This is a genomic window from Novosphingobium endophyticum (assembly GCF_014640675.1).
GTDB lineage: Bacteria > Pseudomonadota > Alphaproteobacteria > Sphingomonadales > Sphingomonadaceae > Novosphingobium > Novosphingobium endophyticum.
Genome location: NZ_BMHK01000053.1, coordinates 1 through 14,836, shown reverse-complemented (window position 1 = coordinate 14,836; position 14,836 = coordinate 1). Strand labels below are relative to the sequence as shown.

The 14,836-nt window shown below is 60.2% G+C and carries 11 protein-coding genes; 3 read left to right on the top strand and 8 right to left on the bottom strand.

All coding sequences use genetic code 11. The annotated features are described in order from the left end of the window. Nucleotides 1–584 precede the first annotated feature (584 nt). The 5 genes from IEX32_RS19210 to IEX32_RS19190 form a co-directional block, all read right to left on the bottom strand. Entirely contained in the window at nt 585–1,562 is a 978-nt protein-coding gene (locus IEX32_RS19210; RefSeq protein WP_188773153.1) for a PDR/VanB family oxidoreductase, read from the bottom strand. A gap of 269 nt (nt 1,563–1,831) precedes the next feature. After that, nucleotides 1,832–2,611 (bottom strand): 4,5-DOPA-extradiol-dioxygenase, encoded by a 780-nt coding sequence (gene ygiD, locus IEX32_RS19205; protein WP_188773152.1) that lies wholly within the window; start codon nt 2,609–2,611, stop codon nt 1,832–1,834. Next, entirely contained in the window at nt 2,604–4,049 is a 1,446-nt protein-coding gene (locus IEX32_RS19200) for an MFS transporter (RefSeq protein WP_188773151.1), read from the bottom strand. Before IEX32_RS19200 ends, ygiD begins: the two co-directional genes overlap by 8 nt. Nucleotides 4,050–4,061: 12 nt before the next feature. Then, nucleotides 4,062–5,255, bottom strand: a complete 1,194-nt coding sequence (locus IEX32_RS19195) for an aromatic ring-hydroxylating oxygenase subunit alpha (protein WP_188773150.1) — start codon at nt 5,253–5,255, stop codon at nt 4,062–4,064. 194 nt (nt 5,256–5,449) lie between these two features. Next, the gene (locus IEX32_RS19190; RefSeq protein ID WP_188773149.1) at nt 5,450–7,846 is read right to left on the bottom strand and encodes an acetamidase/formamidase family protein; all 2,397 of its coding nucleotides are present in this window, start codon (nt 7,844–7,846) and stop codon (nt 5,450–5,452) included. 417 nt (nt 7,847–8,263) lie between these two features. Here IEX32_RS19190 and IEX32_RS19185 point away from each other — a divergent pair, with 417 nt between their 5' ends. The 3 genes from IEX32_RS19185 to IEX32_RS19175 all read left to right on the top strand — a co-directional run bounded on the left by IEX32_RS19185 (nt 8,264) and on the right by IEX32_RS19175 (nt 12,222). After that, on the top strand, nt 8,264–9,337 hold the full coding sequence (locus tag IEX32_RS19185) for a TauD/TfdA family dioxygenase (protein ID WP_188773148.1): 1,074 nt from the start codon (nt 8,264–8,266) through the stop codon (nt 9,335–9,337). Nucleotides 9,338–9,766: 429 nt separating this feature from the next. After that, complete coding sequence (locus IEX32_RS19180) at nt 9,767–11,188, top strand: aldehyde dehydrogenase family protein (RefSeq protein ID WP_188773147.1); 1,422 nt, start codon at nt 9,767–9,769, stop codon at nt 11,186–11,188. Beyond that, the gene (locus IEX32_RS19175; RefSeq protein ID WP_229736505.1) at nt 11,188–12,222 is read left to right on the top strand and encodes an alcohol dehydrogenase catalytic domain-containing protein; all 1,035 of its coding nucleotides are present in this window, start codon (nt 11,188–11,190) and stop codon (nt 12,220–12,222) included. Before IEX32_RS19180 ends, IEX32_RS19175 begins: the two co-directional genes overlap by 1 nt. Nucleotides 12,223–12,401: 179 nt before the next feature. On the opposite strand, the gene IEX32_RS19170 is transcribed toward IEX32_RS19175, so the two are convergent. From IEX32_RS19170 to tnpB, 3 genes are all read right to left on the bottom strand, one after another. Further along, complete coding sequence (locus tag IEX32_RS19170) at nt 12,402–12,647, bottom strand: hypothetical protein (RefSeq protein WP_188773146.1); 246 nt, start codon at nt 12,645–12,647, stop codon at nt 12,402–12,404. Further along, on the bottom strand, nt 12,620–14,329 hold the full coding sequence (gene tnpC, locus IEX32_RS19165; protein WP_188773145.1) for an IS66 family transposase: 1,710 nt from the start codon (nt 14,327–14,329) through the stop codon (nt 12,620–12,622). The genes IEX32_RS19170 and tnpC overlap by 28 nt, the downstream gene beginning before the upstream one ends. Before the next feature lie 59 nt (nt 14,330–14,388). Then, nucleotides 14,389–14,836, bottom strand: a 448-nt coding sequence (gene tnpB / locus IEX32_RS19160; RefSeq protein WP_229736504.1) for an IS66 family insertion sequence element accessory protein TnpB, incomplete at its 5' end; no start/stop codon positions are given.

Genomic DNA, 14,836 nt, shown 5'->3' with positions numbered 1-14,836 from the left:
CGTCCAGCTACATCGGCCGGGCGCCTGATGCGCCGCTGATCGAGGATGCCGAAGTGCCGGATAACTTTTCAGGCGGGGAGATCAAGAAAGTCACCATCAGCCTGACCCAGGAAAAGCCGTAGAGATTGGCTGCATTCGCGCCAATACGATCTGCGCTGGCCGAACGAGAATCTGAACCTGAGCGAGGAAGATGGTTGGCGCAAGGATCGGGGCCTTTGAATAGCGCCGCGAAATGGGCTGGATGAGGTATTGGCCTGATAGACTCCCGACGTCATCGCGATGTGCCAAGGTGTACCTTTACTCGGGAAAGGCTCCGCCTCCAAGCCGATCGCTGTCATCTCAAGGCCAGGGTCCGCAAGCCATGCATTGATCGCCTGGCAACCCGAGCTTCCTTCGCCACGTTGTCCACCGCATCTACGACGAAAAATGTGCGACTTTCAGCGAAACGTCGCCCGGAATTTATGGTCTACGGTGGTCTCCCGCAATGCTTGACGCGGCCCCAACGCTGACGCCGTTCATCATCTACCGGGAGGCCACCAAGCCTGCGCCAGGGCTGCGAGACCGGCGCGGGAGCGTTACTTCACCTAGAGATCCAACACCAGCTTCGGAGAATGGGCGCCGGAACAGCAGATCATCATGGTCTTGCCCTCCGCCTTTTCCGCGTCGGTAAGCACAGCGTCGCGATGATCCGGCGTGCCGGATAGCACGACCGTCTCGCATGAGCCGCATATGCCTTCCCGGCAGGACGATGTTGTCTTTATCCCCGCTTCGCGGATAGCGTCCAGCACCGTCTGGCCAGGCTTTACCTCCAGGGTTTTGCCCGTACGCGCGAGCTCGACGCTGAACCCGCCCTCGGCGGCCACCGGGGCTACGGCGGTAAATTGCTCGTAATGCACCGTTTCTGGCGGCAGGTGCGCCGTGGCGGCCTTTAGTGTATCGAGGAGGCCGCCCGGACCGCAGCAATAAATCTGGGTCCCCGCCGGGACATTCCGTACAATCGTTTCAATGTCGGGACGACTCCCCCCCGGATCACGGCTGAAATAGGTAGCGATCCGTGCCATTTCGCCCATGGGTGTGATCTCCATGCGATCGAGGAGCGGAGCGGTGGCGCGTCCACGCACCACATAATGCAGCTCGAATCCGCGTCCAAGATGGCTAAGCCGCTGCGCCATGCACCAGATGGGAGTGATGCCGATGCCCCCCGCGATCAGGATGCTGTGCGGCGCATCCTCCTTTAAAATGAAATGGCATCGCGGGGTGCTGATCCTCAGAAGGTCGCCGGCTTCGACCTCTTCATGGAAATAGCGCGAACCGCCCCGGCTTTCCGGCTCCATCGCTATCGCGATGACATAGCGATGGCATTCCTGTGGATCGTTGAGCAGCGAATATTGGCGAACGAGATCGGGCTTTGCATGCAGGTCAATGTGCGCGCCCGCGCTGAACGGCGGCAACTCTCCACCGTCCGGGGCACGCAGTTCGAATATGCGCACGTCGCCACGGTCCTCAAGGACCTCAGTGACGCGAACGAAAAATTCCGCATCATTCTGCTTCGACAATGCCATGCTTCGCCTTTCGCCCTGGACTGTTGGCGCAGGCCCTCCGATCGCTCACGCCGCTCACGCATCCATATAGAGCCGGAGGCCGTGGAAAAGCCGTAATCGGCTGCGAAACCCGCCATTTCGGGGCTTCGGGACATAACTCCAAATGTTGAGGAGATTGGAGGCAAACGCAGGCCACGCTGAGCATATTGCTAAGCTTACGGCGTGGTGACCCATCCCTCGCTTCTCGCCAAGCGGGCTCTCACCGGACGTGTAACTCTCAGGTTCGATGTTCAGCCAGGCAGGCCGAAGGCGTAGCAAGTCATCGATACCGATGCGAGCACCCGCCGATTGAAGACGGTGGGAGGTTCCGCCCGATCGCGCGCGCCGAGCACGTATAGCAGCGGCAGATAATGTTCGTTTGTAGGGATCGCCATGTCCGCGTCGGGGAGGCGCGTATAGTTGATCAACGCCGCATCGTCGGCCGCGACCACCTTGTCGACCACCAGATCGTCGAAGCGCTGGGCCCAGGGAAAAATCTCGTTCCCGCGCGGCCGGGCTACCTTGAGATTGTGCACGACGTTGCCGCTGCCAAGGATCATGACGCCGTCGTCGCGCAGGCTTGCCAGCGCTCGGCCGATGTCGTGATGCTCGGAGGGTGAACGCCGAACGTCCAGACTGAGCTGCACAACGGGAATGTCGGCGTCCGGATACATCCAGCGCAGCACCGTCCAACTGCCATGGTCGAGACCCCAGCTATCGAGATCGGCGCGAGCTTGGAAGGCATTCAGCCGTTCTTCGATGGCAAATGCGAGATCCGGGTTGCCTGGTGCAGGATATTCGATGTCGTAGAATTCTTGCGGAAACCGATAGAAGTCGTGGATCGTTCGGGGATGCTTGGCGCGGGTGACGAGCACGCCTTTGCTCTCCCAGTGGGCCGAGATGGCCAAGATGGCGCGCGGCCGCGGCGTTTTGTTTGCGATAGCCCGCCACGCGCGGCTATAGTCCGTTTCCGTCAATGAGTCGCGCGGTGAGCCATGGGCGGCGAAGAGCGCGATGGCGGGATCAGTCATTCCGCATGTTCCCTGTGCGCCGCAATATAAGCCCGGACCCTATGGTGGTATCGAGCCGCATGCAGGAAATGGCGGCCGCAAAACTCATCACGGCAATAGCGGCGAAGCAGAGATGAAAGGCCGCGGGCGTTTCCTCGCCGTGGAAGCGCGACCCGATCTGCAGCGCGAGCGCACCGACGGCGACGCCTATCGCCCCGCTGATCTGCAACGTCGTGCTGAGCAGCGTATTGGCATGCGGCATCTCATCCGGCGCGACGTCGGCGAAGGCGAGCGTATTCAGCGTGGTGAACTGCATGGATCGGGAAAGTCCATTGAAAAGCAGCATTGCCGCGAGCACGACGAAGGGCGTGTCCGGCCCCGTCAGCATGAATGCAGCAAAGCCGGCGCCTAGCAGGAGTCCATTGCCCACGAGTATGCGCTGAAATCCCACCCTTCGGAGAATGGGCGATGTAACCGCCTTGATGCCGATGTTGCCTGCCATGCCGATCATGATGAGCAGGCCGGTCTCTGAGATCGACTTGCCAAGGCCGACGTGGAAATAGAGCGGCAGGAGAAACGGAGTGGCGAGAATGGAGGCACGGAAGACGGTGCCCTCCCGGACGGCGGCCCCAAAGCTGCGATGCCGCCCAATCAGCTTAATGTCCAGGAGCGGACGAGGCCATGCATGGAAATGGCGCCAGCAGAGCAATGCTGCGACGAGCCCGGCGCTAAGCGCTATAACTATCACGGGCGGGGACGTACGCTTTGCGCTCTCGATCCCACCGATGAGCATAGCTGCCGTGATTGCCCAAAGCACGAGCCCGGTCCAGTCAGGTCGGCTTTGTCCGCTGCTGGGCCACCGAGGCGGGAGGACGCGTAACGCCGCAATGATGCCAAAAAAACCTAACGGCAAGTTGAGGAAGAATATCCACTGCCAGCTCAGATGCTCGACTATAAGACCTCCCAACGGCGGCGCGACGGCCGGCGCGAGCAATGCGGGCCAGGTGAGGAGTGCCACGGCATTGATGAGGCCGCTTTTTTCTGTATGTCGTAGGACGACGAGCCGGCCTACCGGCGTCATCATGGCAGCCGCCGATCCTTGGAAGAGACGAGCAATGGCGAATGCCAGCAGCGTCTGGCTCGCGGCGCAGGCGATCGAGGCCAGGGTAAATAGGCCAACCGCCGTGACGAAAACGCGGCGCGGCCCCCACTGTTCGGCCGCCCAATTGGAAAGCGGCAGGAGGACCGCCAACGCTATCAGATAGCTCGTGATGCCGACGTGCATATCGGCTGCATCGACGCGGAAATGGCCCGCCATTGCAGGCAGGGCGATAGCGACGATCGTCCCGTCCAGGCTTTCCATGAACATTGCGGAAGCGGCGAGAAGCGCGATCGCGCGCATCCGCTTGGGCGGCGGCCTGCTCTCCGACTCGGCAGGTGCCGCCAGCGAGGCGATCATAGAAGATGGTCGTCAGGCAAAACCGTTTGCCTGCTTGTGCTCAGCCCAGCCGCTTCGGTAGCGTTGGACCAGCCAGTAGTTGAACTCGCGCTGGGCCTTTTCCTGCCAACTATAGCGGCCGCGCACTGCAAAGCGTGAACGCAGACCATAGGGGATCAGACCATCGACGTGCAGATCCTGCGCTGCGATTTCGGCCGAAGCGGTTAGATTGATGCCCAGCTTTTCCTCAAACAGTGGCATCTGCTTGGCGCCAGGTGCAGCGAGCCAACCCCGCTTCGTGGTGATCGTATCGTGCGTGTTGGCATGGAGGATGATGAACGCGATCAGATCTGCTCGTATAATGAGCGAAAGGCTAGGCGGTATGTTGGCGAAGAGCAGCCGGCCGCGATCCTCGTCGGTGAGTTTGGGGAAAATCGGAAGAAGTGCCTTGAGCGTCGGATTGAAGCTCGCGTCGGGATGGATTGTCGCATTGTAGCGGTAATAGCCTGCCGTATCCTCCGGCAGGTCGTCCGGGAAGCTCGAAAGATCCGACGGCGCGATGTCGTGCACCGGTCCGGCATGGAGGCGATTGGCATGATAGCCGTCATTATTATTCTCGAACATTACCTTCCAGTTCCAGGGGAAGGTTTGCTCCTCGATCTCCATCGAAGTGTCGACATTTTCGAGATCGTAATTCTCCAGCACTTCGGTCACCTTCTGGAGACGCGGCGCGAGTGGGGCCGCTTTCTGGTCCAGGTTGATGAAGATAAAGCCCAACCAAATCTCGACTTTGAAATTCGGAAGCTTGATCGCCGACTTTTCGAAGTTGCAGGCGCGTTCCATCGCTGGAGCGCCGATGAGCTGACCGTCAAGTGAGTAGGCCCAATGGTGGTAGGGGCAGAGGAAAGTGCGGGTGTTACCATGGCCTTCCGCAACCAGCATGGCGCGATGTTGACAGACAGTCGACATGGCGCGGATGACGCCGTCGCGGCCGTGGACAACGACATAGGGCTCACCCATGTGCACCCCTGTGAAGTAGTCTCCCGGCTTCTCAACCCATTCCTTGCGCCCGACGCACAACCATTCGCGTTGAAATATGTGCTCCTTCTCGAACTCGAAAAATTCGGCACTTGTATAGCACGCGGGTGGCAACATCTCCGCCTCGTCTACGGGCAGAATCGATGTTTCGAGACTCTCGAAGAATGCGTTGTTGAATATGGTCGTCATTGGGTCGTCCCGGCATTTTGGAGGCTGCAATCATTACTGCGGCCATGGTGGTAATTGCCGGCACAATAGCACAGACGCGCGACTGCGAAGCCGCAACGGCTTTTGCTTGATCTCCTATATGCTTGTCCTCATCCGCCCACGGCAGCCAATAGGAGGGTCGTGGAAGACCTTAAGGACGCCGGCCCACGGCGCTATTACGGCGCAGTCGCGCTTGATACCGGTGCTGCTGCTTCTACCGCGATGTCGGCATCGTCGAACATCGCCTTTCGCACGATGGCATGCACGCCGCAGTTGCCGTTGGCGACTTGCGATATACCGAAGTCTACCGCGACTGATATCAGCGAGAGCGCCTCATCCTCGCTGAGCGAGCGCGCGCTGATGAGAAAGCGCCGCACTTTGCGGAAAGCATCACGCATAGCGAAATCGATCGAGGACTTATGGTAGATATCACTCTGAGCGTCCTGACCCAATTCTCCAAGATAATCCGGATGGCTGAAGCCGGGAATAACCCACTCGTCGTTCGTTTCGATCAGTGGATAGTTCACATCGGTGAGCGGTGTGCCGGCCAGTTGGCTGCGCTTGTGGAGGATGAGTTCGAAGCGACCGGTGAGCGAGCATTCGATCGCAGTGCCGCAAGTCTCGCCGTCGCCCTGCGACGCATGTGGATCGCCTACTGAAAAAAGCGCGTTTGGTACGGCGACCGGCAAATACACCGAAGCTCCCTCCCCCAATCGCCAGTTGTCCATATTTCCGCCATGAGAGGAAGGGGGAATGGAATCAACTTGGCCATCATGATCCGGAGCGACCGCAATGACACCGAAATGCGGGCGCACGGGAATCTTGATGCCAGGCAGGATGTTCTCGATCTTTTCGATGGTAGAGTGATCCACGGGAACGCCGGGGTAATCGTAGCGGTCGTGGATGATCCCCGACGGATCGGTCTGGGGGGTCCAACGATAATTATAGACTGCTTGAGCTGTAGCCGGGCCATCCTCGCAATCCACTTTGTAAATCGTGACTACTTCGCGGTCGCGGGGTTCGGTCAGCAAATGCTGGTGGTGAAAGCCCCAATAGGCCGCGAGATTGCTGCCGAACGTTTGGCCCAGAAAATCCGGATTGGCGCTGCGACGCGGTTCGACTGAATGAATCCGCACCTCCAAAATATCGCCTGGCCGAGCTCCCTCCACGGCGATGGGGCCAGTGCAGATGTGGACACCGAAACCTTCCCCTGGACCACGCCCGCAGATGGAGGCATCCATGGGTCCGGCGCCGCGTCGTTCTATTCGCTGGCCCTCGGTCGTCCATTCGAAGATCGCCTCAGCCGCCGGATCGCCGGCGATCATCCGTTCATAATCATCGTAGGCATGATGGGTGAGGCACTCGATCGTCACGAAATCGCCAGATCGCACTTTCAGAACGGGAGCCAAGTTCCGATGGAAAAAACCCCAATGAACGGTTTCCGGCGAAACCGGCAGGTAATGTTCGCGCGGTTCGCGCCCTGCCGCGTCAAGATCATCCGCCTCTTCTGAAGCGTGCAGGAAGTCCCCAAGTCCGTCCGACGGCATCGAAAGCGCGGTGTCCGACAGTTCCGGTCCTTTGGGTCGCCCACGTCGAAGCGTCGGGCCTTCCCGTGCGGGCGTCTGATACAGATGCGGCGCTCGCCGGAATCCACGCGGAGAAGCTCCGAACTGCTCGCGAAATGACCGCGAGAAATAGGCTGGATCGGTGAAACCCCACCTGTAGCAGATCTCGGAGATGGAGAGCTGCGTCATTAAGGGAGACGCAAGATCGTCCCGGCACCGCTCAAGCCGCCGGGAACGCACATAGACGCTGAAGGCCTTGCCGAACGCTTCGAAAAGCTTCTGCAGATTACGGACAGACATACCGTTTGCCGCGGCTATGTCAGACAACTTGAGGTCGGGTTCTCCGAGGCGCTGCTCGATTGACCGGGCCACCCGTTGCAAGACCCCCGCCCGGCGACCCGTCACCCCGCCGAGCATGGTGGTATCGCCCTCGCTGAGAATGGCGGTCCCAACAAACTCGATCAGGGCCAGTTCGAGGGAATGGAACTGCTCGAAGGTGAGCGCGCCGAGCTTCGCAGAAACTGAGGTCAGGAGGTCGGCAAAGATAGCCGCGAAGCTAGAATCGCCGGAGATCAGCTGCAGCGCGTCAGGAACGGGGGCTACGAGACGTTGGGCAAGTATCTCGCGCGGGAGACGAATGATCAGTGCCCGGAAATCTTCGTCCATTGTCAGAATAGAGGCGCTGCGCGGTGCCCCAAAGGCAAAGTCTCCCGACATGAGGGGTGTAGCAGATTTCCCTTTTTGGTTGATGGCGCCTCTACCTTCTATGAGGAGCATCAGCATCGCACGATCGTTCGGGAGGCCGGGGAACTCTATCTGCTGTGAGCGAGAGGACAGATAGACATATTCGGTCTGCTGCGGCGTTTCGATCGCAGCGGCAATGCCAAAGAAGCGCGAGTGATCAGCGATTTCCCCTGATGCAAGTGATCGGTTGTCGAGTGCGCGTCGCCACCTTTCGACGCGATCCGCTTCGGTATGGGCTGCTGTGGAAAAGTTCCAGAATTGCATATGTCTCGCCAATAATGCGGCATCGTCGCAATGTGCGCGGTGTTGCCTGCAGCTGGGTAACGGCCGTCCGTCGTTATGGTAGCCGACAGCTCAATCCACAAGCCGCGCGTTATAGCCTGGCGACCGTTCGACGGGGTGCCAGCGGCGGGAATCCACACGCAGGTGGCCAGGTGGCCGGTGTTTATCGGAGGCATCGCGCTGATCGGTTTTTGCTGATGTTCCCTGGCTTTTGATCGATCTTAACGGTGAGAGCCCTGGCCGCGCGCGCCCTTCAGCCAGCATCCGTGTTCGAGCCCATGGCTTTGAGCCTATTCGCAAGGATACAAGTTTTTCGGGAGAAGAAGCCATCTAAAGGCGCTTCTGCCTCCTGCCGCAATCACTATAACCGGCTTATCCCATCTGGGCAGGAAAATGGCTATGACGCAATCGCTCACGATCCCCATAGAGTCGGCTGCCGCGTGGACAGGCGCGGAGATCAATCAGTCGACCAGTTGGCTTTACCAACTTTCATCGGCCGAAATTGCCGAGCTGGAGGAGGTGGGAACCCGTTTTCTCCATGAGGATCCCGATCTCCACTGCGTCAAGGCCGACAACTATGCTCTGCCTATCACTGCCGCCGGACTTCGCGCCTGGGCGGCCGATATGGATAGGGGACGTGGCTTCGTTCTGGTGCGGGGGTTGCGGTCGGAGCTGTATTCGGACGCGCTCAGTGCGGCAATTTTCTTCGTTCTGGGCCTGCATCTCGGCGAACCCATGCAGCAGAACCGCATGGGCGACCTCTTCGATCATGTCGTCGCGACGACGGACAAGACGATGGACGATCCCACGGCGCTGCCAAGCCGGACGCGGGATCGACTGAACTTCCACTCAGACAGCAGCGATGTCGTCGGGCTCATGTGTCTGCGCGGCGCGAAGTCGGGTGGCGAGTCCATTCTCATCAGCGGCGTGACTATTTACAACGAAGTCGTTCGGCGACGACCGGATCTGGCGCACCTTCTTTTTGAACCTTGGCATTATGACTGGTATCGTCAGGACCATGACGCACCTGCGCGCTATTACTCCACGCCGATGGTCAGCTTCGTTGATGGCGCCTTCAGCATGTATGCCGGCTCAAATGTAATTCGCTCCGCACAGGACTATCCCGAGGTGCCGCGCCTGTCGGCGGCGCAGTTGGAGCTGCTTGAGTTGATGGACCAAATTTATCTGGAGCCCGACCTTCCCGTGATCATGGATTTCCGGCCAGGGGATATCCAGTGGCTGCTCAATTATGCTGCGTTGCATTCGCGGACATCGTATGTCGACTTTCCTCAGCCGGAGCGGCGTCGCCATCTTCTTCGCCTTTGGCTCAAGCGCAATGTGGGGAGGCCACTCACGCCTGGCTTTGGAAAGCCGGTTTCGGGCCAAGGCGGGAACGAAATCGATGTTCCAGCAGAGACACGGCGAAATCGTATCAGCGAAATTTGCTACCCCCGTCACGACTGGGGCCTCTAAGCGTCTTTCCTTGATCCGTCTTATCTACATTCGGACAAATGGCTGTCTGCGACATGCGCAAATGAGCATAGCCTTTCGCCTTCGCGCGTCGCCCGACACCAACTCGCGCGCCGGAAGCGGACATTCTCAAGGCAATGGCGTAACGGGTGGGCGCCTCAAGAGTAGCCAGTCGGGTGGCTGTTTCTCAGAATGATGGTGTGAGAACGGGCAGCGACTGCCCGCCAACACCCGCACAAAGGGTCGGAAAAGCGCCGAGGCATTTTCGTTCACGATAATCCGCATTTTGAAGCATTCTGGTTCAACCGGCCACGGACGGTTCTGCTCTACGCTTGCGATGATTGCGGAGCATGCACGATCCAGCGTCCTTTGGGATAACGGTGAGTTCGATCCTCCGATCCAGCCATTCAAAGAAGCGGGTTTTCCAGCTACATGTCCGATTTCAGTTTGTTAATTGATGGAGCGCTCGTTCCGGGCGCCAAAATCATGCCGGTCATCAACCCGGCGACCGCCCATCCCTTCGCCGATAGTCCGCGGGCATCCGAGGAGCAGATGAACAAGGCTGTCGCTGCCGCTGCGCGGGCCTTTCCTTCATGGTCTGGCACTTCTATCGAAGCGCGGCGCAATATACTCGTCCAAATGGCGGACGCCGTGGCGGAGCGTGCGGACGACCTTTTGCCCCTTCTTGTGTGCGAGCATGGCATGACACTGGCCGCGGCGCGCATTGAGCTGATGATTTTCGGCTTCAAGTTGCGCCAGGCCGCCGCGGCGGCGCTGCCCACGGGCGTGATAGACGCTGGACCGGGCCATCATGTGGAACAACGGCTTGCCCCATTGGGTGTAGTCGCCGCGATCATCCCTTGGAACGTGCCGCTAACACTGTTCGGATCCAAGATCGCGTCAGCGTTGCTGGTCGGCAATTGTGTAGTTGCGAAGCCCGCGCCGACCACGCCACTTACGACACTGCGCATTGGCGCGATCGTGGCGGAGCTGCTGCCACCGGGCGTCCTCAACATTGTCACCGACGCTAATGATCTGGGCAGTTTGCTCTGCCGCCACCCCGACGTACGCATGATCAGCTTCACCGGTTCCACCGCAACGGGGCAGCGCATAATGGAGAGCAGCGCGGGCGGCTTGAAGCGCTTGCTGCTGGAGTTGGGCGGCAACGATCCGGCAATCGTTCTGGCCGACGCCGATGTCGCGCTTGCGGCGAGTACCATATATGAATCCGCCTTTTTCAACTGCGGGCAGGCCTGTATCGCGACCAAGCGTGTCTATGTCCATCGGTCGCTTCAGAGCGCGCTATGCGACGCGCTGGGTGAGAAGATCGCCGCGACACGGATAGGCGACGGCATGTCGGGTAACGTCGACTACGGCCCTATCCAGAACAAGGCGCAATATGACCGGATCGTTGCGCTGATCGACGATGCCGAGCGCCTCGGCACCGTCGTCGCACGGGGCGAAGCACAGGCCGGTGAGGGCTACTTCGTCGCACCGCGCCTCGTCACTGGCGTGGACGACAACGCTCCGGTTGTGAGAGAGGAGCAGTTCGGGCCGATACTCCCCGTCCTCACCTTCGACGATGTTGACGATGCGATCGCACGCTCTAACGCCACGCCGTTCGGCCTTGCAGCATCGGTTTACTCCACCGATGTGACTGCCGCGAGGGCTGTGGCCCAGCGGCTTGAAGCCGGGACGGTGAACATCAACAAGATCATCAGTTTTCACCCCGCGATTCCGTTCAGCGGGGCCAAGCTGTCCGGTTTTGGTATCGATGGCGGGCAGCTGGGCCTGCTCAACTACGGGCAAATCCAAATCGTAGACGAGGCAGATCTCGCCGCGGAGACACACTGATGAATATGTTCTCACCCAAAGCCACCATGCGTGTCGTCCATGTGACCCAGGCAGGCGGCACGCTCGAACTTTCCGACAGGCCCATTCCGGGGCCGGGAGCCGGCGAGGTCCGCATTAAAGTGGAGGCCTGCGGCATCTGCCACAGCGACTCCGTCACCAAGGAAGGCTATTTCCCAGGCCTCGTTTATCCTTTGATCCCCGGTCATGAGGTGGTTGGGATCATTGACGCGCTCGGTCCAGACGTAAGCGGTTGGTCAGTCGGTCAGCGTGTAGGTCTTGGCTGGTTCGGGGGCCATTGCAGCTGCTGCGACTGGTGCAGACGCGGCGATTTCACCCGCTGTTCGAATGCAGACATTACCGGCGTTACGCGCGATGGCGGATATGCCGAGTTTCTTACGGCGTCCGTCGAGGGTCTGGTGACAATCCCCGACGCCCTTAACGCCATCGAAGCTGCACCTCTACTGTGCGCCGGCATATCCACTTACAATGGCTTATTACGTTCCGGGGCCGGCGTCGGCGAAATCGTCGTCGTGCAGGGTATAGGTGGACTGGGTCATCTGGCGATCCAGTTCGCCGCCCGGTTCGGGCACAAGGTGATTGCCATCGACAAGGGGGCGGAGCGGAGAGAGTTGGCCCTGTCTCTGGGCGCCAGTGCCTACTACGATGCGGATCGGCAGGACGTAGTCTCGGAACTTCAGGCCGCGGGTGGTGCCAAGGCGATTCTCGCGGTGCACAATCACGCACCATCCATCGGGCCGATGCTGGAAGCTCTAACTCTCGACGGAACGCTAATGGTGCTGGGCGTGCCGGAAGCGTCGCTTGAAATCGTTCCCCGCCTTCTGCTCAGCGGCCGTTCGGTGAAGGGCAGCTCAGGCGGGACGTCGATGGAGGCGGAGCAGATGATGTGCTTTTGTGCGGATCACGACGTTCGTCCTATAGTGGAGGTCGTCGGTCTCGGCGACGTGCCCCACGCCTATGAGCGGATGGAACGCGGCGAGGCGCGCTTTCGTTACGTTATAGACCCAAGCCGCTAATCGCTTCATTCAAAAAGCGTTTCAATTACGTTGATGGCGCGGACGCTTCAGCGACGTCCAAATGCTGAAATGAGCCAGCTTTTTACAATACCGAAATCATGGGGTCGGCAAATACGAAACGTATTCATCCGGTGAGTACCGCTTCGGGGAAGCGGTCTCTCACTGACTGATCTGACTTTTCAGTTGTCGAGGAAGGCTTCAGCGCCTTCTTCCGCGAGCGCCTCGCGAAAGGCAGCGTCGGCTTCGCGATCGGTGGCAAAGAGATCATTCCAAACGATCGAAGTTCCGCACTGATTGACTACCTCGAGCGACCAACCTGGCTCGGTAGCGATCCGCACGATGTTTATGGTCAGGCGCACACCGTCCTGCTCAATGGACCGGCCGAGCGGCGATTCAATCAGTTCGGGGTGCGGACCAGATTCCATGTAGCGATGTTAGAAGGATCCGACGTCAGCATCAACGATTTGGATTTCCATTTCCAAGGCAGTAGCTCGTCGAGCCGATTGACGGGATGCTCTGCGATGCGTGCGAGGACATCGGCGAGCCAGGCTTGAGGATCGACGTTGTTGAGGCGTGCTGTCTGAATCAAGGAATAAGCGATGGCGGCACGTTGACCGCCGCGATCCGAGCCGCAGAATAGCCAGGCTTTGCGACCGAGAGGCACGCAGCGCAGTGCTCGCTCGGCGGCGTTGTTCGAGAGGCAGATCCGACCGTCATCGAGGAAGCGGGCGAAAGCGTCCCAACGGCGCAGCATATAATTGATGGCCTTGGCGAGGTCGTGCTTGTTCGACAGCTTTGCGAGTTGGGCCTCCAACCATTCTTTCAGGCCGGCCATGAGCGGGGCGCTGAGTTCCTGCCGGACGGCGAGCCGCTCGGCAGCCGTCTTGCCGTTGCTGTTCCGCTCGATGGCAAAGAGCGCGTCGATCTTCTGCACGGCTTCCAGCGCAATCGGGTAGATGAAGCTGGCCTTCTTGCCGCGGCTTTTCTTGCGCGCCGCGCCTTCAACGTCGGCGAGCTCGAAGAACTTCCTGCGGGCATGAGCAAAGCACCCCGCTTCCAGGATTTGCCCGGGCTGCCGACCAGCGTCGTACAGTTCCCCATAGCCCGCGTAGGCATCAGCCTGCAGGATACCGGACCATGTCTCCAGATGCGCTCGCGGGTGTTCCCCTCGCCGGTTGCGCGAGTAGTGGAATATGACGGCGGGTGGATCGGCACCGCCGAAGGGGCGGTCATCGCGAACATAGTCCCATAGTCGGCCGGTCTCGGTCTTTCCTTTGGCTTTGATCGGCACAGTCGTGTCGTCGCCGTGCAGGCGCTCGGCGGCCAGCACATGGCTCTCGATCAGCCGGAAAATGGGCATCAAGGCGAAGGTTGCGGCACCGACCTGATCGGCGAGTGTCGAGACGCTGAGCGGTACGCCCTCGCGCGAGAAACGATCGGCCTGCCGGTTAAGCGGCTGATGCTGGCCGTACTTCTCGAACAGCAGCATGGCCAGGAAGCTGGGGCCGGCCCATCCGCGCGGCACGACGTGGAAGGGTGCCGGAGGCTGTGTGATCTTCTCGCACTCGCGGCACGCAATCCTCTCACGCACCGTCTGGATTACCTTCCACGAGCGGGGGATCACCTCGAGCGTCTCGGTTACGTCCTCCCCGAGCTTGGTCAACCGGTCGCTGCCACAAGCAGGGCAGGAACATGGCGAGGGGATGACGATACGCTCACGGGGCAGATGGTCGGGGAATGGCTTCCTGGCCGGCTTCCTGCGTTCGAAGGCGGCAACCTTCGCCGTCCTGGTCGCAGCCGCCTCGGCAATCAGGCCTTCCTCAGCCGCATCTGCCTCGAGCTCCTCGAGTTCAAATTCCATCTGCTCGAGAAGGCGGCGGGTACGCTCCGCGCTGGTGCCATACTGTTCACGCTTCAGCTTGGCGATCTGCAGCTTGTAGTGCGCGATCAAGGCTTCTGTCGCACTCTCGCGGGCTCGGGCGTTGGCCAGTTCGGCTTCAACGCTCGCGGCCCGCTGCTCGGCGGCCACAGCCCGCTCGGTACTCAGCCGCAGCAGCGCCTTAAGCGCTGCGACATCGTCCGGAAGGGGCGAAACGGCGGGTTCCATGAGGGGAATTGAATCATCGCCCGGGGCCTGAAGCAAGCCGAAAATCAGTTCCCGCGCGGTTATCCGGCGCTTTGTGGCCGCCAGCTATATTGCGGATTGCGCCAGTCGATACCGTCGAGCAGGCAGGCAAGTTGCGAACGCGTTAGCGACACGATGCCGTCCTTCGCTGATGGCCATATGAAACGCCCCTTCTCGAGCCGCCGGGTGTACAGCGACATGGCAATCCCGTCGTGCCAGATTATCTTCACCAGCGATCCGCTGCGCCCGCGAAAGACCCATAGATCGCCGGCGAACGGGTCCTGCTCGAAATGCTGCTGCACCATCGCCGCGAGCCCCTGCATCCCGCGGCGCATATCGGTGTGCCCCATGGCGATCCATACCCGCGCGCCCTCCGGGATCATCGGAGCGCCGCCAGCGCCGCTGCCACCATTGCCGAGGGCGCAGAAGCAAAAATGCTCACCCGGTTGCCCGGCGACAAATCGACCACGATGACAGGGCTGGCGTTGA